At 38.5% G+C, this 26,160-nt stretch carries 24 protein-coding genes, 1 other RNA gene and 1 riboswitch; of the genes, 23 read left to right on the plus strand and 2 right to left on the minus strand.

Features of this window, described 5'->3' with window-relative positions:
* The first annotated feature begins 29 nt into the window (after nucleotides 1-29).
* The 4 genes from KI343_RS00660 (at nucleotide 30) to KI343_RS00675 (ending at nucleotide 3,012) form a co-directional block, all read left to right on the plus strand.
* A complete protein-coding gene (locus KI343_RS00660) occupies nucleotides 30-971 on the plus strand; it encodes an MBL fold metallo-hydrolase (RefSeq protein ID WP_212924500.1) in 942 nt (313 codons plus the stop codon).
* 28 nt (nucleotides 972-999) lie between these two features.
* A complete protein-coding gene (locus KI343_RS00665; protein WP_212924501.1) occupies nucleotides 1,000-1,617 on the plus strand; it encodes a 3'-5' exonuclease in 618 nt (205 codons plus the stop codon).
* Nucleotides 1,618-1,783: 166 nt separating this feature from the next.
* Nucleotides 1,784-1,970: non-coding RNA, 6S RNA (gene ssrS / locus KI343_RS00670), on the plus strand.
* Between the two features lie 244 nt (nucleotides 1,971-2,214).
* Nucleotides 2,215-3,012: an SDR family NAD(P)-dependent oxidoreductase gene (locus KI343_RS00675; protein WP_212924502.1), complete on the plus strand. Its 798-nt coding sequence runs from the start codon at nucleotides 2,215-2,217 to the stop codon at nucleotides 3,010-3,012.
* A 118-nt stretch (nucleotides 3,013-3,130) separates the two neighbouring features.
* Here KI343_RS00675 and KI343_RS00680 read toward each other — a convergent pair whose 3' ends face one another.
* On the minus strand, nucleotides 3,131-3,349 hold the full coding sequence (locus KI343_RS00680) for a hypothetical protein (RefSeq protein WP_212924503.1): 219 nt from the start codon (nucleotides 3,347-3,349) through the stop codon (nucleotides 3,131-3,133).
* Between the two features lie 154 nt (nucleotides 3,350-3,503).
* On the opposite strand from KI343_RS00680, the gene KI343_RS00685 reads away from it, so the two are divergent.
* The 19 genes from KI343_RS00685 to carB all read left to right on the plus strand — a co-directional run bounded on the left by KI343_RS00685 (nucleotide 3,504) and on the right by carB (nucleotide 24,006).
* Nucleotides 3,504-3,878 carry a VOC family protein gene (locus KI343_RS00685; RefSeq protein WP_212924504.1) on the plus strand — a complete coding sequence of 125 codons (375 nt, stop codon included), beginning with the start codon at nucleotides 3,504-3,506 and terminating at the stop codon, nucleotides 3,876-3,878.
* Between the two features lie 106 nt (nucleotides 3,879-3,984).
* Nucleotides 3,985-4,086: riboswitch (purine riboswitch) on the plus strand.
* Between the two features lie 151 nt (nucleotides 4,087-4,237).
* Nucleotides 4,238-4,819: a xanthine phosphoribosyltransferase gene (locus tag KI343_RS00690; protein WP_212924505.1), complete on the plus strand. Its 582-nt coding sequence runs from the start codon at nucleotides 4,238-4,240 to the stop codon at nucleotides 4,817-4,819.
* A 2-nt stretch (nucleotides 4,820-4,821) separates the two neighbouring features.
* Entirely contained in the window at nucleotides 4,822-6,123 is a 1,302-nt protein-coding gene (locus tag KI343_RS00695; protein WP_212924506.1) for a nucleobase:cation symporter-2 family protein, read from the plus strand.
* Between the two features lie 145 nt (nucleotides 6,124-6,268).
* On the plus strand, nucleotides 6,269-6,661 hold the full coding sequence (locus KI343_RS00700; protein WP_212924507.1) for a hypothetical protein: 393 nt from the start codon (nucleotides 6,269-6,271) through the stop codon (nucleotides 6,659-6,661).
* Nucleotides 6,662-7,222: a maltose acetyltransferase domain-containing protein gene (locus KI343_RS00705; protein WP_212924508.1), complete on the plus strand. Its 561-nt coding sequence runs from the start codon at nucleotides 6,662-6,664 to the stop codon at nucleotides 7,220-7,222.
* Nucleotides 7,223-7,253: 31 nt separating this feature from the next.
* Nucleotides 7,254-7,772: a DNA-deoxyinosine glycosylase gene (locus tag KI343_RS00710; RefSeq protein WP_212924509.1), complete on the plus strand. Its 519-nt coding sequence runs from the start codon at nucleotides 7,254-7,256 to the stop codon at nucleotides 7,770-7,772.
* A gap of 39 nt (nucleotides 7,773-7,811) precedes the next feature.
* Entirely contained in the window at nucleotides 7,812-8,885 is a 1,074-nt protein-coding gene (locus tag KI343_RS00715; RefSeq protein WP_212924510.1) for a sensor histidine kinase, read from the plus strand.
* A gap of 30 nt (nucleotides 8,886-8,915) precedes the next feature.
* Entirely contained in the window at nucleotides 8,916-9,554 is a 639-nt protein-coding gene (locus KI343_RS00720; RefSeq protein WP_212924511.1) for a response regulator transcription factor, read from the plus strand.
* Between the two features lie 217 nt (nucleotides 9,555-9,771).
* Complete coding sequence (locus KI343_RS00725) at nucleotides 9,772-10,494, plus strand: cytochrome c oxidase assembly protein (protein WP_280530103.1); 723 nt, start codon at nucleotides 9,772-9,774, stop codon at nucleotides 10,492-10,494.
* A gap of 157 nt (nucleotides 10,495-10,651) precedes the next feature.
* A complete protein-coding gene (locus KI343_RS00730; protein WP_212924513.1) occupies nucleotides 10,652-11,584 on the plus strand; it encodes an ABC transporter ATP-binding protein in 933 nt (310 codons plus the stop codon).
* A 12-nt stretch (nucleotides 11,585-11,596) separates the two neighbouring features.
* Entirely contained in the window at nucleotides 11,597-12,853 is a 1,257-nt protein-coding gene (locus KI343_RS00735; protein ID WP_212924514.1) for an ABC transporter permease, read from the plus strand.
* Complete coding sequence (locus KI343_RS00740) at nucleotides 12,850-13,959, plus strand: ABC transporter permease (RefSeq protein ID WP_212924515.1); 1,110 nt, start codon at nucleotides 12,850-12,852, stop codon at nucleotides 13,957-13,959. The genes KI343_RS00735 and KI343_RS00740 overlap by 4 nt, the downstream gene beginning before the upstream one ends.
* A gap of 393 nt (nucleotides 13,960-14,352) precedes the next feature.
* Nucleotides 14,353-15,315, plus strand: coding sequence for an alpha/beta hydrolase (locus KI343_RS00745; RefSeq protein WP_212924516.1), 963 nt, complete (start codon nucleotides 14,353-14,355; stop codon nucleotides 15,313-15,315).
* Nucleotides 15,316-15,444: 129 nt separating this feature from the next.
* On the plus strand, nucleotides 15,445-16,296 hold the full coding sequence (locus KI343_RS00750) for an AraC family transcriptional regulator (RefSeq protein WP_212924517.1): 852 nt from the start codon (nucleotides 15,445-15,447) through the stop codon (nucleotides 16,294-16,296).
* Nucleotides 16,297-16,482: 186 nt separating this feature from the next.
* Nucleotides 16,483-17,520, plus strand: a complete 1,038-nt coding sequence (argC, locus tag KI343_RS00755; RefSeq protein WP_212924518.1) for an N-acetyl-gamma-glutamyl-phosphate reductase — start codon at nucleotides 16,483-16,485, stop codon at nucleotides 17,518-17,520.
* Nucleotides 17,521-17,557: 37 nt separating this feature from the next.
* Nucleotides 17,558-18,778: a bifunctional ornithine acetyltransferase/N-acetylglutamate synthase gene (argJ, locus tag KI343_RS00760; protein WP_212924519.1), complete on the plus strand. Its 1,221-nt coding sequence runs from the start codon at nucleotides 17,558-17,560 to the stop codon at nucleotides 18,776-18,778.
* A gap of 10 nt (nucleotides 18,779-18,788) precedes the next feature.
* A complete protein-coding gene (gene argB / locus KI343_RS00765) occupies nucleotides 18,789-19,589 on the plus strand; it encodes an acetylglutamate kinase (RefSeq protein WP_212924520.1) in 801 nt (266 codons plus the stop codon).
* Complete coding sequence (locus KI343_RS00770) at nucleotides 19,582-20,775, plus strand: acetylornithine transaminase (RefSeq protein ID WP_212924521.1); 1,194 nt, start codon at nucleotides 19,582-19,584, stop codon at nucleotides 20,773-20,775. Before argB ends, KI343_RS00770 begins: the two co-directional genes overlap by 8 nt.
* A gap of 3 nt (nucleotides 20,776-20,778) precedes the next feature.
* Nucleotides 20,779-24,006, plus strand: coding sequence for a carbamoyl-phosphate synthase (glutamine-hydrolyzing) large subunit (gene carB / locus KI343_RS00775; RefSeq protein WP_212924522.1), 3,228 nt, complete (start codon nucleotides 20,779-20,781; stop codon nucleotides 24,004-24,006).
* A 59-nt stretch (nucleotides 24,007-24,065) separates the two neighbouring features.
* On the opposite strand, the gene KI343_RS00780 is transcribed toward carB, so the two are convergent.
* Nucleotides 24,066-26,066: a S9 family peptidase gene (locus tag KI343_RS00780; RefSeq protein ID WP_212924523.1), complete on the minus strand. Its 2,001-nt coding sequence runs from the start codon at nucleotides 26,064-26,066 to the stop codon at nucleotides 24,066-24,068.
* Between the last annotated feature and the right edge of the window lie 94 nt (nucleotides 26,067-26,160).

Raw genomic sequence — 26,160 nt, forward strand, 5'->3', positions numbered from 1 at the left:
TAAAGGATTGCAGAAAAGAGAGGTCTGACATGTTAGAGCATATTACAGGTGACATTTATCGACTCATTGTTCGCTATAAAGGGTCAATGGGTGAGATGAATAGTTATTTTATTCAAGGCGATAATGGCTATACAGTAATTGATACAGGTATTGATGCGACCGAAACAAAAGCATTATGGGAACGGGTTTTTAAGACATATAAAATAGAGAAACTTGTGGTGACACATACCCACGGAGATCACATAGGTCTAGCGCGATGGTTTCAAGAAAACTATCAAATTCCAGTCTATGTTTCTAAACGTGGTTATGTGGAAATGTGTAAAGGTAGAGATGCAAAAGCACGTAAGGATCGGATAAAAAGCCTAATAAAAAAGCATGGAGCACCATCGATACCCTTAAAAATAAAAGACGAATCCTATATTTATAATTTTGAACCGGATGGTTTTTTTGATGATAATGATGAAATAACACTGGGTAATCGTTCTTATCAACCTTTATGGACACCCGGTCATGCTCCTGACCATTATTGCTTCTACCAGACAGAGACGGAGGTAATGATTATTGGCGATCATGTATTAAATCATCTTTCGCCAGTAATTGGGCTTTGGATGGGGGAAGAACAAAATCCTTTAGAGGAGTATTTCAAAGCCTTGGCTTTATTAAAAAACTATCCGACACGTCTGGCCTTGCCAGGACATGGTGATATTATTGAACATCTAAATGAAAGAATAACAGATATTTCAAATCGCCATGAGCACCGGATGGAACAGTTAATAGAAATTATGGAAAAGGAAAAGGAAGAAATGACAGCTTTTCAATTAACAACCAAAGCGTACGGCCCTATGAAAAGTTTCGCATTTGTAAGTCAGTTTATGGCAACCTTAACACGATTAATCTATTTAGAAAAACAGTCAAAAATTATGGTGAAGCCAATAAAAGGAAAGAGCTATTATGGACTTCCTGAAAAATAATCCACAAGCTATTAGGAGCTGGTAATGCATGAAGTTTGCAGCAATCGATTTTGAAACAGCGAATGAAAAAAGAAATAGCGCCTGTTCGATAGGTGTTGTTCGCTTTGACGAGAATCAAATTTTTGACGAATATTACGCATTGATTAACCCAATGAGTGATTTTCGCAGTATGAATATTCGTATCCATGGCATTAGAGAAGAAGATGTTCAAGATTCTCCTACCTTTGCAGAGTTATGGCCAACCTTGCGTGAAAAGTTAGAAGGACATGTAATTGTAGCTCATAATGCCAGTTTTGACATGAGTGTTTTACGTCAATCCTTATTAAAATATAATTTAGCACATCCGAACTATTCTTCTTTGTGTACAGTCAAAATTTCGCAGCGTGTATGGCCACATTTAGAAAATCATCGCCTGCATACTGTAGCAAATTATCATGATATTCCATTAATCCACCATCATGCATTAGAAGATGCAAAGGCTTCTGCACTAATACTGATGAAGGCATTGGAGACACAACCGGATGGAAGTGCGGATCACTTTTTGGAAAGATGGCTCTCTTCTCAAGCAAGTGCACGTCGCAGCTACCCTAAAGCAAGCACAAAAAATAATTCAAATCGCGGTCCGACAAAGCTGCACTTATCATAATGGAATTTTTTACATGGTGAATATCGGAACATGATATTTCTCAAAACTTTTAATGAAGGCTTTATATATAGAGGAAGAGGGTATTTATACTTTCTTTCACACTAAAAAGTAAAAATAGGTTATGATTCCCATTGCGTATTTTAGAAAAAAAGCGTATGATATTAAATACAAGCTACATTGTTCGTATCAATTAAAGTTTTAACCTCTAATGTTCGAATAGGGAGTTTTACATCGGAATTGAAATGTCGAGCCGTCGTAAGGAATGGAAGACAGGAAAATTTCTGCGAACACCCACTTTGTGAAGTGGTGGTTTAAAACTTTTTATTACATGATACGGCAAATGTGGCCTGTATACATAATTTTTCTTCTCAATCCCAGTAGCGGTTATCGTTGTTGGGATTTTTTGTTTGTTTAAAAAAGCCGCCTCCCATGGTTCTTCTAGAAGGAAGAGAGGCTTTACGTTCTTGTCGGCTATTGAATAAAACGTGTACGTAATAACATACCTATTAAACAGCATGTTTGCAATTCTAATTACCTAGGACTATAATTTATTAGGTTATGTTTATTATTTCTATAACTTGGGAATAATAATACGAAATGAATTTCAGCTTGTACTCAGAATGTACTCAGAAAGGAAGTAATGAAATTGCAAATCGATTTGATGAAAAAGTAGTTATTGTCACAGGAGCAGCAAGTGGCATTGGTGAAGCAACTGCCACAAAATTTGCTGAACAAGGTGCAAAGGTAATTCTATCTGATATGTCAGAGAAAGGGAAAGAGTTATCGGACAAGTTAAATCAAAATGGTTTAGAAACTACTTTTATTAAAACGGATGTTACAAATGAAGAAGACGTTAAAAAATTAGTGAGTGAAACGGTTGCTAAATATGGCCAATTAAACGTATTATTTGCAAATGCGGGTATTGGTAACACTACAGCCATTCACGAATTGTCTTTAGAATCTTGGCAAAAGGTAATCGATGTTAACTTAACAGGTGTATTTTTAACAAATAAATATGCTATTGAACAAATGTTAAAACAAGAAAATGGCGGGGCTATCGTGAATAATGATTCGATTCATGGCTTTGTTGGAAAAGCAGGTGTAGGAGCCTATTCTGCAGCAAAAGGCGGAGTGAAGTTGTTAACACAAACAGCTACGGCAGAATATGCGGCAAAAGGAATCCGTATTAATAATGTCAACCCTGGATATATTGACACGCCATTACTAAAAGAAATGCCAGAAGAAGCAAAAAAAGAGCTTGTAAATCTTCATCCGATTGGTCGACTTGGAAAACCGGAAGAAGTAGCCAATGCAGTTTTATTCCTAGCGAGTGATGAAGCTTCCTTTATTTCCGGATCAAGCTTGTTAGTTGATGGTGGATATACAAGTATATAATGCAAATAAAAAGTCTCCTGATGCCAGGAGGCTTTTTTAATTATTAGAAGAAGTTCAAAGACCGCTCCAGATCATGGTCAATCCGCTCCAAAATATAAAAAAGCGCTCCATCCCAGCCTCAATCCGCTCCAAAATATAAAAAAGCGCTCCATCCCAGCCTCAATCCGCTCCAAAATATAAAAAAGCGCTCCATCCCAGCCTCAATCCGCTCCAAAGTATAAAAAAGCGCTCCACCCCAGCGCCAATCCGCTCCAAAATATAAAAAAGCGCTCCATCCCAGCCCCAATCCGCTCCAAAATATAAAAAAGCGCTCCACCTCACCCTCAACCTGCTCCAATTCCTCCCAACCCCTTCTAAAAAAATCTATATCATCCTCATTTGAAGCACTTACTATAAGTAAAACAAATAGAAGCAGATAAACAAATACGATCTTTTCATTTCACTCTTTTTTGCTATGCTTAAGATATTAGTTTGCAGGGAGGAGAATTATCATGACTTTTAAATTAGAACGACTGGATCATATTCAGCTTTCTGCTCCAAGAGGTTCTGAGGAAACTGCGCGCGGATTTTACAGAGATATTTTAGGATTTCAGGAAGAAGAAAAGCCGGAAACGCTTAAAGCAAATGGAGGTGTTTGGTTTAGAAAGAGAGAAATAGCTATTCATATTGGAATAGAGGACTCCTTCTTGCCATTAAAAAAAGCACATCCTGCATTTGAAGTAACTGATATTGGTGCTTTACAAAAACATCTAGAACGATCCGATATTTCGATAACATGGGATGCCAAATTACCAGGTGCGAGAAGGTTTTATGTAAAGGATCCATTTGGCAATAGGCTTGAATTTCTGGAATGGGAGAATAGATAAGATTCTAAAGGATCCTTATCGAAATTATTAGAAAGGTATTAATTTTTTTCTTATACTTGTTTTTGTGATTCTACGTGCTATACTAAAGTCATTCTTTAATTTTCACCCAACCCAAATGAATATTTTTCATATAATCGCGGGGATATGGCCTGCAAGTTTCTACCGGTTTACCGTAAATAAACCGACTATGGAAAAGTGCTTAAAAGCTTGTATTGTGTTAAACACAATGCTTGCTTTCTTGATTATTCGATAAATTGCTCGAAAATCTACTTTTCCATACGTAGATTTTGGGCTTTTTTATTTTGGAAGAGATAGAATGTTACGTGAAGTTTTTTCAATATTTTTAGGAGGAATCATTTATGGATTTACTAAAAGAGAAAATAGTATCAGAAGGAAAAGTCTTATCAGATACGGTTTTAAAAGTAGATGCTTTTTTAAACCACCAAATAGACCCAGTATTAATGCAATCGATTGGGAAGGAGTTCGCGAACCGATTCCGTGATAAAAAGATCACAAAAGTTCTTACCTTAGAGTCCTCAGGGATTGCACCTGCAACGATGGCGGGATTAGAGCTCGGTGTTCCAGTAATCTTTGCAAGAAAACGTCAATCATTGACTTTAACAGATAATCTTCTTACAGCGGAAGTTTACTCCTTTACAAAACAGACAACAAGCAAAGTTTCCGTTTCACAAGATTTCATTAAAGAAGGCGATAATCTTCTGGTTATTGACGATTTTCTAGCAAATGGCCAAGCTGCACTTGGGCTAATGGATATTGCTGAACAAGCAAAAGCAACAGTAGCCGGTATTGGCATCGTTATTGAAAAAGGTTTCCAAAGAGGTGGACAAGCCCTTCGCGATAAAGGCATTTGCGTCGAATCATTAGCAATTATTGATTCCTTAGAAAATAAACAAGTGGTTTTTAAAGAGGAGGCTCACTAATAATGAAAATGGCGGCATTAGGTTTCCAGCACTTATTAGCGATGTATGCCGGAGCGATTTTAGTACCGCTTATCGTTGGAGATGCTTTAGGATTAACCACAGACCAATTAACTTATTTAGTAGCTATTGATATTTTAATGTGCGGTGTTGCAACCCTTCTACAAGTGATGAATAGCCGATTTGTTGGAATTGGATTACCTGTTGTATTAGGGTGTACCTTTACAGCAGTTGCGCCAATGATCGCTATCGGAAGTCAATATGGCATCTCTGCTATTTATGGAGCTATCATTGTTTCTGGAATATTTGTATTTGTAGTAAGTGGTTTTTTCGGAAAACTTGTACGCTTTTTCCCGCCTGTTGTTACAGGATCCGTCGTTACGATTATTGGAATAACGCTCATACCTGTTGCAATTAATAATCTTGGCGGCGGAGAAGGAGCAAGTGATTTTGGATCTTTTGCGAATATCGCACTCGGGTTTGGAACGCTATTATTTATTATTCTAATGTATCGATTCACAAGTGGATTTGTGAAATCTATATCGATATTAATTGGTTTAGGTGCTGGTACAATTGCCGCTGTATTTATGGGAAGAGTAGACTTTTCAGCTGTAGCTGATGCTTCTTACTTTCATATGGTCCATCCTTTCTACTTTGGAATGCCCACATTTGAGTGGTCGGCGATCATTACCATGATTTTAGTCGCCATGGTATCTCTTGTAGAATCAACTGGTGTTTATTTTGCTTTAGGGGATATTATGAAGCAAAAGTTAACGGAAAAAGATCTTTCTAGAGGATATCGTGCAGAAGGCTTAGCGATTTTCCTTGGTGGAATTTTTAATGCCTTTCAATACACTGCTTTTTCTCAAAACGTTGGCCTGATGCAAATGACAGGTGTAAAAAAACGAAGCGTCATTGTTATCACAGGTGCTATGTTGGTTGTTTTAGGGTTTATTCCAAAGATTGCTGCCGTGACAACAATTATTCCTACGTCTGTATTAGGCGGAGCGATGTTAGCAATGTTTGGAATGGTCGTCGCACAAGGAATTAAAATGCTTGGTGCGGTATTTACGGAATCACCAGAGAATTCCATGATCATTGCTTGTTCAGTAGGAATGGGACTTGGTGTAACCGTCGTACCAGAATTATTTGCAGAGCTTCCAAATGCACTGCAAATTTTAACTAGTAATGGTATTGTTGCAGGAAGTGTTACAGCGATTGCTTTGAACATTATTTTTAATATGACGCCACGGCGCAAAGAAACGAAGCAAGTTGTCGAAACAGCAGAGCTGGCAAAAGAAGTTTAATATAGCAAAAAAACTGTCACTTCGGTGGCAGTTTTTTTTGCCGAGAAATAATCTAGGATAATAGACCACTAGCATTTAACCGCAACCTAAGCTAAAATCAAGATATATCTTTTTCATGCAAAAAGGTGAAGGAGGGAAACAAGAGATGACAGACTTGTCAAATGGTATTCTCTTTATTTATGGCTTCATTATATTGGCTGCATTGCTTGCTGGCATTATTCAATGGATAAGAAGACGATTTGAAGTGCTAGCCGTTTTAGCTATTATTTTAACGCTAATATTACCGCTTGCGAGTTTTTTATATAGTGTTAATCGTCCAGAAGGTATGAATGAAATAGTTTATATATTGCAACAAGCCACAGGAAGTAATGCAATTGGTATTCTTCTCTTACTGGGACATCTGTATATTCTTTTTTGGATTCTATATGGTCCTGAATATAAACGATTATACGTATTTACTTCTGATAAGATAAAAAGAATTGTTCAATGGTGGGAACAGCGCAAGCAAAAACAAAATAAAGTAAAAGAGGAGATTTAAATGACGCTAGAAAGAGAAAAAATGCAGGCCGGTGGTTTGTATAATCCCGGAGATAGTGAATTGGTAAAGGATCGATTATACGTTAGAAAAATGATGCGTTATTATAATGGCCTGACAGAAGATGATACAGTAAGACGTACCAGCTGTTTAAAAGAAATATTTGGATCAACGGGGAATTCCTTGTTTATAGAGCCGGATTTTCATTGTGATTATGGCTATAATATTCATGTTGGTGAGAATTTTTATGCAAACTTTAATTGTGTCATGCTAGACGTATGTCCGATTCGGATCGGCGATAATTGCATGCTGGCTCCCGGTGTACATATTTATACAGCAACTCATCCGATAAACCCTTTCGAGCGTAATTCCGGGAAAGAATTTGGTAAGGCAGTGACAATAGGTAATAATGTATGGATTGGTGGCGGAGCGATTATAAACCCTGGTGTAACGATTGGAGATAATGCTGTGATTGCTTCTGGTTCCGTCGTTACAAAAAGTGTGCCTGCGAATGTGGTTTATGGAGGCAATCCGGCTAAATTTATTAAAGAAATAGTACTTTAAGAGGAACACGTACTTTAAAAGAGAGGTGAAGATGATGGATAAGATTCAGTCATTTGCGCCGGTTATTGGTTCAAATCCTAAGGTTCTCATTGTGGGTTCCATGCCAAGTGTCAAATCTTTGGACGAACAAGAATATTACGGGAATCCTAGAAATCATTTTTGGCCTATTATGTATACAATCTTAAAAGGGAATCCAGCAGTTACCTATTCCGAAAAGATAAGCTTCATAAAGAAACATCAAATAGCATTATGGGATACAATTGGACGCTGTTACCGAAAAGGCAGTTTAGATATGCATATCGAAGCAGAGGAGCCAAATGATATTCCAGGTCTTTTAAAAGCGCATCCAACCATTCGGCTCGTTGCGTGTAATGGTACGAAATCTTACCAAATGTTTGAGAAGTTTATTCTACCGAAACTGGATCAGGAGATAGGTGTTATGAAGCTCCCTTCTACAAGTCCTATTCCAGGAAGATACAATAAAACATTTGAAGAGAAGATCGAAGCTTGGCGCGTAATTACAGATTATTTAGATGAATCAGAGTCATAGTTAGTTAAGATGAAAGAATGAAGTACAATGGGGGATATGATGAAACAATTTTGGTTACAATTTTTCCTTTTTTCAATTCTTTGGGTTGGATTGATCCTATTTCACAGTACGTTCATCCCTTACCATTTCTTTTTGTTTGCTCTGAGCTTAGCTTTATTCTTCCTGCTTTCTTTCCGAAAAAAGATGATTTATCTGTTCCTGGGAAATATAATTATTATTGTATTTTCCGGATTATTTTTCTCAAGTCATGTGTTATTTTCTGTTGCTTTAGTGTGGTTTAATTTATTATTAGCTGCTAGACAATTACAAACAAATGCTTACCATCTCATGTCAGCTGGCGCTATAATTGTATGTATGGTGTTTTCTTTTCTCCCACCCGTTTCTTATACGTTATTTCTTGCTAGTATTTTTATTTTCGCAGTTAGTTTCCTGTTGCATAGACAATGGAGTAAAGACCACTATTATAAGATCTTGTATGAGGAATTAAGTGATTCCTACCGCCAGTTGAAACGGCTCCACCTTTCCGCGGAAGAAAATGCTAAAATGGAGGAAAGAACGCGTATTGCCAGGGACATGCATGACTCTGTTGGACATCATTTAACGGCATTAATTATGCAAATAGAAATGCTTTCTATCCAATACCCCGATTTGAATATAAAATCGATGAAGGAATTAGCGAACAGAAGTTTACAGGAAACAAGAGACGCAGTAAAAGCATTACAACTGGATGAAGCAGAAGGGATTGCAACGGTTGTTCATTTAATTCGCAAATTAGAGAGTGAGTGTCATTTGAATGTCCATTTCACGATGAAAAATGGCGTTTTGTCTGTTCCGATAACAAATGCCAAAAGTGTCATTATCTATAGGGTTATTCAAGAAGGAATCACAAATGCAATGCGGCATGCAAATAGTCGGGAGGTCTATGTAACATTAAGTAAATCAGCAGATGAAGCAATTCAATTCGAAATTAGTAATGCCATTTATGAAGCGAAACCTCTTGAATTGGGATTTGGGCTGACGAATATGCGCAGGCGCTTAGAAGAGCTGGGTGGAAAATTAGATATTCTTCAATTACAAAATAAATTTATTTTATCAGGAAGAATTCCTAGCTAACCAACCTCTGGGGGAAGGAGAGGGTAAATAATGTACCACGTGATGCTTGTAGAGGATCAGGAAATTGTAAGACAAGGATTGCGTATGATTCTGGAACAAGATGAACAAATTCGTGTGAGCTGTGAAGCGACGAATGGAATGGAAGCTATAGAGAAGATGACAGCCCACCGTGTTGATGTTATTTTTATGGATATTCGTATGCCAGATATGAACGGGATCGAAGCTACAAGGAAAATTAAAAAACAATGGCCAGATGTTCAGATTTTAATGTTAACCACGTTCAATGATGATGAATATGCACTGGATGCACTAAATGAAGGGGCAAGCGGCTTTTTGTTGAAAACATCTGATGGGAAGAAGCTCATAGAAGCAGTTTATAGCGTAATGAAAGGCGGCTTAGTTTTACATGATGAGGTAACAGCAAAAGTAATGCCGAGGCTGTTAGAACAATCTAATAAAGCGGTTGCTACTACAGATGTTGACCTCACGGAAAGAGAAAGGACTATTACGAAATTAATTGGGCAAGGAAAAACAAATAAAGAAATTGCTTCAGAGCTTTTTCTATCCGTAGGAACGGTAAAAAATCACATTTCTGCGATTCTGCAAAAGGTAGGACTGCGCGATCGAACACAACTAGCTATTTATGCGCTCACACATGATATTTCATAAAGGATCTTTAATGATAAAGAATGAAGGAAATGTCATGATATTGTACGAATTTATAGCGGAGCATGCATAACACATATTTTATGATAGAAGTAACCTTTATTAAAAGATTGGTGAGCGATGTATGATTGCAATATTTTTAGATGAATTTCATTTTTCCACACTGTGGAATGGCGGAATCTTTTTATTTTGTGCATTTATTATAATTTGTTATTTTTTTATGATCCCTTCCAAGGGAAAACATAAACTTCTTCATAGTACCAGTTTCATCTTTGGTATGTTCATATTATTTATAGCTGCAGGAAGTCCGTTAAATATAATAGGAAGGCTGACGTTGCAAGCGCATATGTTTCAAATTGTCGGCTTGTTATTCGTGGCCGCACCTCTCTTGGTTGTTGGATGGAAACCGAAAGCTTGGATAAGTCAAAAAATTGGGTGGGTAGCAAGAACGCTTGCTTTTCTTAGAAAACCAACCATAGCTATTATTATATTATCTATCCTCTTTTATAGTTACCACGTTCCATTTATGTTTGATATTGCTCGTTTAGAACTTTTCTGGAATCATTTTTTTATGTTTGGCCTTTTTCTGGCAGCATTAAACTTTTGGTCTGCTTTTTTCTATTATTGGCTGGATAATCGGATCAGATGGTATGCAATGGCCATGCAGATTTCAGCTTTTCTGCCATATTGTTTTTATGGCCTGCTAGCAAGTTCGGGAATTTATAAAACTTATAATGATCCAGAAGTATTCTTGGCAGCTTTGAAAGTTTGCATTCCTGTTGATTTGCAGATGGCGGATGAATTTTATATTGGTTTTTTACCGTTCGATCCTGTTTATGAACAACAAATGGGCATTTTAATTTTTCTATTCAGCATTGCACTTGTATCTGTTATTTCATTAGTTTGGGCACAGAAGCAGTTTAAAAATGGAAAAGAATCCTAGATAAAAAAACAGCAGAGCTAAAAATTAGTTCTGCTGTTTTTTTATTAGGAAAAATGACTCGAGTCACTTTTTTTAAAATGATTGATGACGGAGGGCAGTGTTGCTTTACCATAAAAGACGATAGAATAAAGGAAGATACGAAAGGGGAGGCGCTATGATGCTCGAGTTGATTGATATTTCAAAGCGTTTTAAAAAAGTAGAAGCAGTGAAGTCATTAAATATGTTTATAGAGCAAGGGGAGATAATTGGGTTACTCGGACCGAATGGAGCTGGTAAATCCACAGCCATATCTATACTATCTACGTTGATTGAGCCGACAGAGGGAGATGTTCGTTTCTTAAAGAAATCAGTAGTCAAAAAGCCATCCCCATTACGAAAGGCGATTGGCGTGGTCCCGCAAGAAATTGCACTTTATCAACAGCTATCAGCGGAAGAAAATCTCCTTTTCTTTGGGAGAATTTATCATTTGAAAGGTTCGGAATTAAAACAGCGAGTGAATGAAGTTTTAGAACAGATTGGTCTAACTGATAAGAGAAAAGTAATTGTCGAGTCTTTTTCAGGAGGAATGAAAAGGCGATTGAATATTGGTGTGGCTATGCTTCATAAGCCGCAAATTTTGATTATGGATGAACCTACTGTTGGTATTGATCCGCAATCAAGAAGCTACATTTTAGAGACGGTGAAGAACTTAAACAGAGAAAATCAAATGACAGTAGTTTACACAAGCCACTACATGGAGGAAGTGGATTATTTATGTGACCGGATTTATATTATGGACCAAGGAAATTTAATTGCTTCAGGTACAAATGAGGAAATTAAACAGATTCTTTCTTCGGAAGATACGATTTCCATTCAGGCAGAGCGTTGGAGTAATGAATTTATTGAACATTTAAAGGGTCACCCATCCATTCGTAATGTGCACGTGGAAGAAAAAGAAATTACGTTGATTACACCAAAAGAAGTCAATGTGTTTTCTGAAATTATTTCGATGACAGAGAAATATGGGATTGATTTGCGCTCATTACATGTTAAATCTCCAACACTAGAAGATGTATTTCTGCACTTAACTGGAAGAGCATTACGTGATTAAGGGGGTGGTCCTATGTTATATCAATTAGTTAAAAAACAATTGCTTCTGCTTTGGCGTAACCCTGTCCAGATCTTTTATCTATTTGGACTGCCGATTATACTAATTTTTATTTTAAGTATGGCATTAGCAGGTTTTATGGAAGAAGGGAGCCCCGAACTTGAACTAAAAGTTGCTTGGCTGGAGCATGAGGATGAAGTGGAACAAGTAAATCAATTTATCGATGAAATGGAAGACCTTGGTGTGCCGGCAGAGGCGTTGGGAGAAAACGAATATCTGCAAATGGTAGCAATGCTTAGAGAGGATGTTTTGCAAGGGGAAGACCTGCAGGAAATGATTGAATTAAAAATCATAGACGAAGACCAAAAAGCAGATGTGCTGGCGGATGATTCCTATTCAGGTTTAATTGAGGTACCAGAAAATTTCACTTATGATATGCTTCAGGTCCTATCTGGACAAAGTGGCGAGAAACCGGAATTAATGTTACATGTCAATCAGGAAGATGGTATCTATTCGTCTGTATTATCGCAAATTTTGGAGCAATTTGATAAGGTGTTAACGACGCAAGCATTTCTTCAGCAGCACAGTCTTGATATCGATATAGGTGACATGCAGGCTGTTACAAATGCAGGGGAGCAAATTCAAATTGATCAAATGGATCCCATTTCTTCACGTGATTACTATACGGTGGCAATGGCAGTTTATACCGGATTGTATGTTGCTTCTACAATTGGTTTCTTTGCAACAAGGGAGCGACAGGATCAAATATTTGATCGAATTATTGTCGGCGATCTGTCAAGATGGGTATATTTTTTCAGCGTCTTAATCTCAGGTTTCATTATGGCCTTTATTCAGCTGTTATTTCTCTATTGTTTTTCTTATTTGGTTTTCCAAGTTGCTTTTAATGATATACTGGCATTTTTAATTACTACGTTCTCTTATTCCGTTTCGGTAGGGGGAATTACCGTATTATTAACTGCAATCAGCTACCGTTTTAAATCAGATGCAATTATTGGGCTTTTTACCGGGATTGTAACTTCCATATTAGCATTTATCGGAGGCAGCTTTTTCCCGATTGGAGAATTTTCGGAAACCATGCAGCAGATAGGTGATATGACGCCGAATGGATCTGGATTAAGTGCTTATATTCAGTTGCTGCGGGGTGGAAATATGAAGGATGTTACAAGTCATCTAATTTATATGGCAAGCTTTGGTATCGCTATGATTGTTATTGCTGCGATGAGCTTTCCGAAAAGGGGGGCGGCACGATGAAAGGGATACTATTAGCAAGGGTACGTGAGTTTATTCGTAATCCGTTTATTTTTCTACTTTTTACAGGAATGTCTATTCTGTTTGCTTGGGTGGTTTCTTCTATGAATGTAGGAGGAGGTGAAGGGCTTCCTGTTCCAGTTTATGTAGAAGAAGGTGCAGGCGCTTATCAGAGTTCCCTAGAGGAGCTGGAAGCTTTTCAATTTTACACGGTAGATAAAGAAACGTTAGAGGAAGAATTAAAAGAAGGAAAAGTGGATACTGGTGTAATCTTATCTGAAGATCATTTTAATATTTTAATAGGAGTCGAATCACCGAATGCAGGTCTCATTCAACAAACTGTTGAGGAAGTATATACAGCTGCCATCCAGGAAACATTCATCCGGGAAGCTGCAATGGATGAGGGGATGGCGCCTGAAAGCATTGTCTCTTCTTACCATGAATCAGTTACGGAAGGTACATTTGATTTATCCATACACAGCTTTTCAGGTGAGGAAGGCTGGAAATATGATGGTAATGTACATCGAGTCGGCGGCTTTGCATTATTTTTCTCCATCTATACCATCGCCTACGGAGTAGTAAAAATCCTGACTGAGAAAAGGATGGGGGTCTGGGACCGGATGATTTTATCGCCGGTCAAGAAATCAGAAATGTATGCTGGCAATCTGTTGTATAGTTTTATAGAGGGATATTTGCAAATTGTTATTATTTTCCTCGTCTTCTATTTCTGGAGAGGACTCACCTTTAATGATCGTATCATTGACATTTTGATTATGCTAATTCCATATGCTTTAGCCATTGTTGCGATGTCCATTTTAATTACTGCACTTGTTAAAAATGTTGAGCAATTTAATGCAGTAATCAGTATTATTGCAGTAAGTCTAGCCATGATTGGTGGAGCGTTCTGGCCTTTAGAAATTGTCAGCAATCCAGTGTTGTTGTTTTTAGCGAAATTAAATCCGGTTAAATATGGGTTAGATATTGTTCAAGGGGCAGCAGTATATGGATATTCATTTACAGATCTCTTGCAGCCAATCAGCATACTCACTTTGATGACAGTTCTTTTTACTGGAATCGGGATTCACTTGATGGAAAGACGCCATATTTAGTAAAAAAATCAGCCAAACGCATAAGACTTTGTATTCAGGCAAAGCCTTATGCGTTTATTTATCGCAGTGTAACTGGCTGGGACTGGGACTGCGATTACTCGTCCCATCGAAGGGCTTTAGTAAGACTCCCACTTTAAGAAATGAGTAAAAAATTATATTTCTAAGTGGGAGATCTAACAGCCAGTAACGGCCCGATCCGTTCAAGGGCCTTTAGGTCATACCCTTGTGGTACTAACCTTCAGTGGGGGATGAAAGAAAACCCCCCACTGAAGGTTAGTTTCACTTTATCTGAATCTATCATGGTTAACCAGAACTTGGATGATATACATAGGGAATTTTCTTGTATAATAATATTTAGATAATAATAGATTGAAAGAAAAGAGGGTTCGTTCGTTGAAAAAAAGAAAAAAATGGATTTGGATTATTTCAGGAGTCGCCGTGCTACTCCTTATTATAAATTTTGCTGCTGCAATTTTCTTTTATAATCTTGCTATTGAGCGCAATGTAAAGGATTTTTTAAGCGGAAATGCTGATTTGGAAGTCGAAGCAGAGACAATGGATGTATTATTGGATGGCGATTGGCGCGACTGGTCGGATGAACAGTCATTTGAAACATGGCATCAAACTTCCTATGATGGGCTCAATTTACAAGGTTATTATCTGGAAGCAGAACAGCCGACCAATAAAGTTGTTATATTTGCTCATGGTTATTTAGGACGCGGAAAAGATATGTCTTTATATGGACAGCATTATTATGAGGACTTGGGATATAACATTTTTACAGCCGACATGCGCGGACATGGAGAAAGCGAAGGAGATTATATCGGTTTTGGCTGGCATGATCGGTTAGATTTAATTCAGTGGATGGATAAGGTTATTGATCGTGTCGGTGATGATGCTGAGATTGTATTACATGGCGTTTCCATGGGAGGTTCCACGGTTTTAATGACGAGCGGAGAAGAACTTCCGGATAATGTGAAAGCTGTTGTAGCAGATGCATCTTATACAGATGTCAATGATTTATTCTCCTATCATATTAATCGGATGTTCCATCTGCCTTCCTTCCCGTTCATCCCATCGACCAGTTTGGTAACACAGATACGGGCTGGATATGGCTTGAAAGAAGCCTCTGCTTTGGATCAGGTTGCAAAGGCAGAAGTGCCTATTTTGTACATTCATGGAAAAGAAGATATCTTTGTGCCGACAGAGATGACGGAGGAACTCTATGAAAATACAAAAAGTGAAAAGGAACTTCTGCTTGTTGACGGAGCAAGTCATGGAGAATCATTTGTGAAGGAAGAAGAATTGTATAAGGAAACACTGGATCAGTTTTTAGAGCGCTTTGTACATGATTAAAATGTGAAAATAACTATTTGCTCTATTTACAGCCGGATAATGTTACCTGAAAAATCTGTCATTAGAGCGCATGGAAAGACAGGATTTTAATAAAAGATCTTGCTAAGATATCACTAAGGGGTGAGTCACTTGATGTGGGTAAAATCAATACAAACAGCACTAGACTATATGGAAGAGCATTTACTCGAAGAATTATCAATAGAAGAGATTGCTAAACAGGCAAATTTTTCAGTATTTCATTTTCAAAGAACATTTAATGTGATGGCAGATATAACAGTTGGGGAGTATATTCGACGGCGCCGCCTGACATTAGCTGCCAATGAATTAAGGAAATCAACCATAAAGATTATTGATGTTGCTCACAAATATGGTTATGAAACCCCGGAAGCTTTCTCAAAGGCTTTCCGTAAACAGCATGGGATAACACCAACACAAGCAAGAAAGCATTTAGGGAAGTTTAAATCTTATAATCGCCTGGTGATTCAGGTAAATTTGAAAGGGGCAGATCCAATGGATTACAAGATTGTTGACTATCCGGCTTTTAAGGTAGTAGGAGTAAAAAAGGAGTTTTCATTAATCAATGAACAGAATCAAGTAGGGATTCCAAAAATGTGGGAGAAGGCACATAAAGATGGTACGAACGAATTATTAAGCAGGTTGAATAATGGTCCTGTAAAGGGTGTACTAGGCGTATGTGATGATAAGAATGATAAGACTATCGACTATTGGATTGGAACTGCATATAAAGATGAAACACCGGCAGGATTATCCGCTATTGAAATTCCGGCATCTAAATGGGCAATATTTGAAGTCCGCGGCGCAATGCCAGATGCTATGCCAAAAGTATGGAAGCAAATTTTTTCAGAGTGGTTTCCTTCCAGCAGCTACGAACACGCAGGTACACCTGAAATGGAAGTATATTCAAATGGAGATGCTTCTCAATCGGATTACTATTCAGAAATATGGATTCCGGTTAAGTAGCTGTATATTTTAAGTTAAAAAAGCCCGTTGATTATAAGATGATCAACGGGCTTTCTTTATACATTCAATATACATTTGTTCACCATATTACAAGAATTATATCAATATTTATAAATTAACTTGCATAAAAATACATAAGAACTTATAATGATTACTAACTTAATTTTCTAAAAGGAGTGAAATAATTTGAAGAATGTCGCAATAGTTGGCGGAACAGGGTACGGAGCGGTTGAACTTATCCGTCTATTACAACTACATAAAGAAATGCAAGTTACAAAAATTATTTCTCAGTCGCAGGCGAAAGAGCAGTTAGCCATGGTCTATCCACATCTCGCTTCTATTATTACGAATAAGTTGGAAGTTCTTGATATAGAAGCGCTAGAAAGAGAGATTGATATTTTATTTTTAGCAGCCCCGGCTGGGGTCGCAAAGGATATCTTACCTTCCTTCCAGAAGACGTCCGTTCAATGTGTCGATTTATCCGGCGATTTCCGACTTTCCGCACAGGAATATATAGAATGGTACGGCAAAGAGCCTGCAGCACAAGAACTCTTAGAGGAAGCGGTTTTTGGACTAAGTGAAGTTTTTACTGAAAAAATTAAGCGAGCAAAGATAATCTCCAATCCAGGCTGTTTTCCGACAGCAGCTTTATTACCGTTAATCCCCTTAGTTAAAGCGGATATAATAGAGACTTCGGGGATTCGAATTGATGGGAAAACAGGCATTTCTGGAGCTGGAAGAGGATTAAGTGAGAAAACGCATTTCTCGGCAACAAATGAAAATATCAAACCTTATAAAATAGGTGAACATCAACATATACCAGAGATTGAACGCTATGCTTCCCTATTTGCAGAAGATCCTTTTAACGTAACCTTTACAACCCATTTGATTCCGATGACAAGAGGGTTAATGTGTACGATCTATGCACCGTTAAAAAAGCGCGAAAATACGGTTTCTGTATTAGGATATCTTCAAGAATATTATCAAGATAAGCCTTTTGTCCGTATTTTACCAGAAGGGAATTTTCCAACAACAAAAGGAGTTGCAGGCAGTAATTACTGTGATATTGGAGCTTATGTAGATGAAAGAACAAAAAGCATTGTGATAACTGGAGTCATTGACAATTTAGTAAAAGGAGCTGCAGGGCAGGCGATTCAAAATGTGAACATCATGAACGGATGGGATGAAACAGCAGGTTTAGAATTTATTCCAGTCTATCCATAATCCTAAATAGGAATTTTAAAATAAAGGAGGAAAATGCGTGAAAAGTACATTATCGAAGCCAATCAAACGGCTAATGCATGCACATATCGATCAGCCAAAAGGGTTTATAGCAGGTGGAGTGCATGCGGGCTTACGGAAAACAAAACTGGATTTTGGCTGGGTATTCTCAGAAGTTCCTGCAAATGCAGCTGGAGTATTTACGCAAAATACGTTTCAGGCGGCCCCGCTGCACGTCACTAAGGAAGCTTTAAATCAATCTAGCAAGCTGCAGAGCATTATCGTTAACGCAGCAAATGCGAATTCTTATACAGGTGAACAAGGGTTAAGCGATGCATACAAAATGCAGCAATTAGCCGCCCAAAAATTAGGTGTTACGCATGACTTAGTAGCAGTAGCTTCAACGGGGGTTATCGGGGAAATGTTGCCAATGGATTTGATTGCAGCTGGTATTGATCGAATTGGTGAGAATAAAAATGCAGAAGCATTTGAGCAGGCTATTTTAACAACGGATACAAAAACCAAACATATCGCTGTAGAAGTAGAAATTGATGGCAAAACCATCACCATTGCTGGAGCCGCGAAAGGATCTGGAATGATTCATCCGAATATGGCAACCATGCTTTCCTTTATTACCACCGATGCGAAAGTAGATGCGAATAGTCTCCAGGCGGGATTGCGTAAGATAACAGACCAGACGTTTAATCGAATCACTGTGGATGGAGATTGCAGTACAAATGATATGGTGCTTATTTTAGCGAATGGCATGCAAAATAACCAAACGTTAAATGAAAATCATCCAGAATGGGACCGTTTTATCGAAGCTTGGAATATTGTCAGCAGGGAGTTAGCGAAAATGATTGCAAGAGATGGGGAAGGTGCGACAAAGCTGATCTCCGTGACTGTAGAAGGTACCAAAACAGAAAATGATGCGGCAAAAATCGCTAAAAGTGTTATCTCATCAAATCTAGTGAAAACAGCAATCTATGGAGAGGATGCAAATTGGGGCAGAATTCTTTGTGCTATCGGCTATAGTGACGTTCCCTTTGATGAAAACGGACTTTCCATTGCTATCGGTTCTGAAATGATTATTGCCGATGGGATGCCCATTCCATTTAATGAAAAGAAATGTGTTGATGAAATGGCAAAGGATACCGTTCAATTATTTGTCGGTTTAAAAGAAGGGATAGCAAAAGCAACAGCTTGGGGCTGTGACTTAACCTATGATTACGTAAAAATTAATGCATCCTATCGAACGTGAGGTGTTTTAGGTGACAAAAGTTGTGTTTAAAGTTGGGGGAAGTATTCTGCAGGAGCTTTCAAAATCATTTTATGAATTATTAATTGAAATCAAGAAAACAGGCTTATATGACCCTGTGATTGTTCATGGCGGCGGCCCGGAAATCAATCAGGCATTAAAGGCAATGAACATTGAAAGTCAATTTGTTGACGGTCTCCGTGTTACTACCGAGGAGGTTTTAAATGTTGCTGAGATGGTGATGACAGGGTCTATTAATAAACGGATTGTCCGGGCGATTCAAACACAGGAAGGAAATGCGATCGGCTTAAGCGGCGTGGACGGAGGACTGCTGAAAGCGAAAAAAATCCACCATGGAAAATTGGGCTTTGTAGGTGAAATTACAAAGGTGGAAACAGACTGGTTAGAGATGATAGCAGAAAAGGGCGCCATTCCTGTAATTTCTCCGATTGCTGCAGGCGAGAGTGGGATACGGTTAAATATTAATGGAGACATCGCTGCTGGTGCGGTTGCTGAAGCGCTGGGATGTAAGCTTGTATTAATCAGCAATATTCCGGGAGTAATGGAAACAGTAAATGATAAAAAGATGATACATCATCGATTAACAAAAGAAGAGGTGGAAGCAAAAATTGCGTCTGGCGTCATTTATGGAGGGATGATTCCGAAAGTGCGCTCAGCGCTAGCCAGTCTGAAAAGCGGTGTAAAGGAATCAGTGATTTTAAATGGCTTAGAGCCTAATGATATTTTAAAGTATTTAAATGGAGAAATAGCAGGTACCATTTTGACAGAGAAGGAGATGATAGAACATGCCTAGTACGGTAGCAGTTTCCGCTTTAATGAAAAACTATCAGCGCTTACCGATTACTATTTTAAAAGGAAAGGGAAGCTATGTATGGGATGACTGCGGGAACAAATATCTTGACTATACATCTGGGATTGCGACTTGTAACTTAGGTCACGTACCAGAGAATGTACATGAAAAAATATCCCAACAATTACGTGACTTATGGCACTGCTCCAATTTATATCAGATACCACAGCAAGAAGCATTGGCTCAAAAGTTAACGGATTTAAGCTGCTTTGATCAAGTATTTTTCTGTAATAGTGGTGCAGAAGCAAATGAAGCAGCTATTAAATTAGCAAAAAAATATGCCAAGGACAGCGGGAAACCGGAAAGAACGGAAGTCGTTACTTTTTCAAATTCCTTTCATGGGCGAACGGGATCTACCATGGCTGCGACAGCGCAGACAAAGATTCATAAAGGATTTACACCATTAACACCAGGTTTTACACATTTACCATATAATGAGCCAGAAACAATCAAGAAAATAGATACAGCTAAAACAGCGGGAATTTTACTAGAACTTGTACAGGGAGAAGGTGGTGTTCATCCAGCGGATACAGAATGGGTCAAAGCACTGTATGACTACTGCAAGCAAGCAGATATTTTAATAATGGTAGATGAAATTCAAACAGGAATGGGTAGAACGGGCTCTCTCTTTGCTTATGAGCAATATGGTCTAGAACCGGATGCAGTCACTTTGGCAAAAGGGTTAGGCTCTGGTTTTCCTATTGGAGCATTATTAGCGAAAACAGAGGCGGCGGACAGTTTCTCTGCAGGAACGCATGGCAGTACCTTTGGCGGGAATCCGCTAGCAGCAACGGCAGGACTTGCCACGCTGGAACAAATCGCTGATAACAAATTTTTAAATGATGTAAAGGAGAAAAGCTTATTTTTAATAGAAGCTTTAACAGCGCTGCAGGAAAATAATCGCTTTATTAAAGAGGTGAGAGGAAAGGGCTTTTTAATCGGGATGGAGGTCGTGAACCAAGCGGGGAATTGGGTAGAAAAATTAAGAGAGAAGCAAATTCTTGTCTTAACGGCGGGAGAGAACGCGGTTCGCATTTTGCCTCCGCTGACGACAGACATAAAGGAGCTTGGCTCTTTTATCCAAGCAATACAAGAAGTGGCAGCAGACTTTGAAAAGAAAGGAGAATAGGATATGCCTTTACATCCAGGGATAAAGAAAGTGCTTGTTTTAGGATCGGGACCAATTGTTATTGGCCAGGCAGCAGAGTTTGATTATGCTGGGACGCAAGCTTGTCTTGCTTTAAAAGAAGAGGGGCTGGAAGTGGTTCTTATTAATAATAACCCTGCGACTATTATGACAGATGAGGCCATCGCAGACCAAGTCTATTTAGAACCGCTCGAGGTTGAGGTGGTTGAAAAAATCATCGCAAAGGAAAATCCGGATGGTTTAATAGGAACCTTGGGCGGGCAAACAGGATTAAATCTATCCTTAGAGCTTCATAATAAAGGGATTCTCAAGAAGTACGATGTGGAATTGCTTGGAACCTCGATTGCCTCCATTCAAAAAGGCGAAGACAGAGAGAGATTTAGAGATTTAATGATATCTATCGAGGAACCTATCTCTGAATCGCAAATTGTGACGAATCTAGAGGACGGTCTGACTTTCGTTGAGGAAATTGGTTATCCGGTCATTCTCCGTCCTGCTTATACATTGGGTGGGGAAGGTGGCGGGTTTGCCAATAATCAACAAGAATTCTGTGAGTTATTAGCAAAAGGACTTCATTTGAGTCCCATCCACCAAGTACTGGTCGAACGCAGTATTAAAGGATGGAAAGAGATTGAATATGAAATTATGCGCGATGAAACAGGCAGTTGTCAAATTGTTTGTGATATGGAGAATGTCGATCCTGTTGGCGTGCATACTGGCGATTCTATTGTAGTTGCGCCAACCCAGACATTAACAGCCAATCAGAGTAAGCTCTTACGTGATGCATCGATTAAAATTATCGGCGCTCTAGAAGTAGTGGGGGGCTGTAATATTCAATTTGCGTTGCACCCTGAAACGGATGAATATTGTATCATTGAGGTAAATCCTCGTGTCAGTCGTTCCTCCGCATTAGCCTCTAAAGCAACAGGTTACCCGATTGCGAGAGTAGCAGCGAAATGTGCAGTCGGCTATCATTTGGATGAATTAGTAGACCCTGTCAGCGGAGCAACCTATTTTCACTTTACGCCAGAACTGGATTATACGGTTGTCAAAATTCCTCGTTTTCCATTTGATAAGTTTTCAGAAGCCGACCGCACACTCGGTACTCAAATGAAAGCGACGGGAGAGGTGATGTCTTTAGACAAAACATTCGAAGGAGCATTAAATAAAGCTGTGCGCTCGATGGAATTGAATGTGCAATCCTTGCATTGGCCGGCATTTGCCCAAAAAACAGACGAAGAACTAATTGGGTTGCTGGAGCAGCCAAATGATTTACGTCTTTTTGCCATTGCAGAGGCTCTTCGTCGGCATTTTTCTATTGCGAAGCTGTTTGAATTAACGTTCATCCAACCCTATTTCTTGGAGCGCATTGCCGCTATTATAAAACTGGAGAAAGAACTTGCCGGTATGGACTGGGAAGATGTAACGAAAGCAAAGATTTTACAGGTAAAAGAGTATAATATCAGCGATACACTCATAACGAAACTTTTTAACATACGTCGAAGTACACTTCGTCAATTTTATAAAAAGCATGAACTCGCTCCTCATTATCGTTATGTGGATACTTGCCCAGAAACGACAGGTGAAAATTCAACATACTTTTATTCTACTTGGTTGGGCGATAATCAAGTACATCCAGTTACTCATACGAAAAAAGTGCTTGTTGTCGGTTCCGGACCTATTCGTATTGGTCAAGGAATTGAATTTGACTATTGCTCAGTTCATGCTGTGCAAGCTTTACAAAAAGCTGGCTATGAAGCGGTTATGATTAATAATAATCCAGAAACTGTAAGCACAGATTATACGGTGGCAGACCGTCTTTATTTTGAACCATTAGCTTTTGAGGATGTATGGAATGTAATAGAGAAAGAGAATATTCAAGGTGTCTTAATTCAATTTGGCGGGCAAACAGCTATTAATTTAACCAAACAATTACAAGAAGCGGGCATTTCTGTTTTAGGCACGACTCCTGAAAATATGGATAAAATGGAAGATCGAGAACAATTTTATGCTTTTTTAGAGCAATTAAATATCGCGCATATCCATGGTGAAATAGTGCATGATGTTGAACAAGCGAAAGAGGCTGTTCATCAGCTGGGCTACCCTGTTTTAATTCGCCCATCTTATGTCATTGGCGGGCAATCGATGTTTGTTTGCTACAATAAAGAGGAATTAATCAGCAACGTCGAAAGGGTGCAAGCAGATACTTATGACAGGTGCTGGCCATTGCTGGTGGATTCTTATATGCCAGGATTGGAATGTGAAGTTGATGTCGTGAGTGACGGGGAAATTGTAATTATGCCAGGAATCTTTGAACATATTGAAAAGGCAGGAGTTCATTCGGGAGACAGTACAAGCGTATTTCCGGCGATAACCTTGACGGAACAACAAAAGATGCAAATCTATCAAATCTCTAAAAGGATTGCTAAAGAGCTGCCGATTATTGGCATGATGAATATTCAGTTTGTTGTTTATCAAGGAAAAGTATATGTTTTAGAAGTAAATCCCAGATCTTCTCGTACAGTGCCCGTAATCAGCAAGGTAACAGGAATACCAATGGTTGCTTTAGCGGTAAATGCGCAATTAGGAGAATCCTTGCAGGAATTCATGAATCAATTTGCCGCTTATAAGGAGCCGGATTATTATACAGTAAAAGCTCCTGTTTTTTCTAAGAATAAATTAAAAGGTGTCGATCATATTTTAGGACCTGAGATGAAATCGACTGGTGAGGCTATTGGTATGGATATGACTTTAGAAAAAGCGATTCGAAAAGCCATCATACCTGCCTCGCATACGCTAAATAGTACTAAAAAATGGTTTGTATCGATAAGCGATAAACAAAAGGAAGATAGTCTACCGTTCATGCGCCAAATTGCAGAAAAGGCAGATATTATTGCTACAGAAGGAACAAGTACTTATCTACAGAATAATCAAATTTCTTCATTAGCTGTAGGTCGTCAAATTGCCACTCTTAAAAAGCTGTTTATACAAGAACCGCCAAACTATGTAATTAATGTTCCCAGCGTTGGGAGAGATAAAGAACGGTTTGGATTTCAGCTTCGGGAATTATGTATTCAGTTGAATATCCCTTATTTCACCTGTATCGAAACGGCAAAACTTGTATGGCGGTATCAGCATCTGGAGCATGCAGATATTCAATCTTTACAAGACTATTTAAAGACATTGGATAAGGTTGGCAATGCTACTTCATAGAAAAAAGAGAGGCGACAAATAATGTCAACCTCTCTTTTTTCTTATGAAGTATCTTTATTTTATAAATACTTTTCAAACCAGCTGCAGATATTTTCTAGTCGAGCCACTCGTAATGTCGGATTCCCGCTCCGGCTTAATTCGTGATTTGCATTTGGGAAGCGGATAAATTCTACTTCCTTATTTAAATGTTTCAATGTAATAAATAGTTGCTCTCCCTGTTCAATCGGGCAGCGATAGTCTTTTTCACCGTGCAAGATGAGCAGTGGTGTTTCCACGTTTTTCGCATATTTAAGGGGAGATATATTCCAAAGTATGGTTGGGTCCTCCAATAAATTCACACCGTGCTCCCATTTGGTAAAGAAGAAGCCGATATCACTTACGCCATAGAAGCTTAACCAATTACAAATGGATCTTTGTGTAACAGCTGCTTTGAAACGGTTTGTGTGACCGACAATCCAGTTCGTCATAAATCCACCGTAGCTCCCACCAGTTACACCTAATCGATGTTTATCAATAAAGGAATACTGTTCCAAGCAATAGTCTACGGCTTCCATAAGGTCATTGTAATCACCGTGACCGTAATTTTCCCGGACACCGTTTACAAAATCCTGTCCATAACCATGACTACCGCGAGGATTCGTATACAGCACAACATATCCTTTGGCTGCAAGCAGCTGGAGCTCATGGAAGAAAGTCTGCCCGTACATTGCATGCGGGCCACCATGAATTTCTAAAACAAATGGATATTTTTTCCCTTCCTGGAACCCATAAGGACGAAGCAGCCAACCTTGTATTTCCAATCCATCGCTCGAAGTAAAAGTAACTTCTTCCGGCTTGCTTAAAGAAACTTCATTTATAAATGTTTTATTAACATTTGATAATTGTTTTAAATCCTCCCCTGGTGACAGCTTATAAAAGTTACAAGGATCTGTTGGGTCGCTAATGCCTATAATAAAGCTTCCCGAATCTGGGTGATAAGAGAACCCGAATACATGGTTATTAGCGCTATATCGTGTCTTTAGATTTCCTTCTAAATCTGTTTCGTATAATGCAGTAGCTCCGTAATCTGAGCCGATAAAGTAAATGGATTCGTTGTCTTTAGACCAAACTGGGCCGGTTTCCGAGCTGCCAAGACGCATATCGCCAACCATCATATCACCAGGCTGTATATGCCAATTTTTAGATAGGAGCTTTCTCTCTTTGCTATCTATGTCAAAAAGGAAGAGCTTTGTTAAAGTTGCTCCAGCGTATTCAAATTCGTGTCCATAAGCGATGATTTTTTTACTGTCTCTAGAAAAAGCTGCTGTATGATAACTTCCCTTACTATCTGTTAGTTTTGTTATTTCCCTTGAGTGCAATTCAAGTAAATATAAATCAGAAACTAATGAGGAATCCTCATCTTCCTCAAGATTAGCAGCAAAGATAAGATACTTGTTGTCAGGAGAAAGATCTACTAGGTAGTGGTCAGCTTGCATCGTCGTGAGCTGATGAAATGTATTCGCCGCTAAATCGTACCGGATAATTTGTACTCTAGAATTATCGTGAAAACCTCTTGCGTCTGATTTGTATTGCAAGCGATTCACAACAAGCGGTTCCGTTTGTGCTTCTTTTTGCCTTGCTTGTTTTTCTTCTTTGCTTAATTCTTTTAATGTAGAAATATCATCATCTTTTTCAAGGTAGGAACAGAAAAAGATAGAATTCCCATCTTCTGACCAGACAGGGGAGAAGACGCCGTTTGGAAAAGTAGTGATTTGTTTTGCTTCACCACCGTCCAGTTCTGTCAGCCAAATTTGCGAAGCACCACTCCGATTGGAGAGAAAGAATGCCTTTTCCTGACGTGAAGATACACGAAAAGTATGATTTCGGTGTGCTCCCGATGTCCATTGTTTATGTGTATTTTTAGTAGTATCGTGTATGTAAATTTGCGATTCGTATTCTTTTTCCTCGTTCACGGATGTAACGACATAACTGTATTGGTTTTCCGAAATAAATTGCGGCTCACTAATAACATTAATATTCTGAAAATCGGTTGCGGTAATTGCTCTTTTAACTGTAGGCATCCTATTCCCCCTCGTTTTCAAAAGAATAAATTTAATTTCCTTTTCTTTTAGTTTAAACTATTTCGAATAACGAATCAATAAACAAAATATCTGT

Source organism: Oceanobacillus sp. J11TS1 (assembly GCF_018333215.1).
Lineage (GTDB): Bacteria > Bacillota > Bacilli > Bacillales > Amphibacillaceae > Oceanobacillus.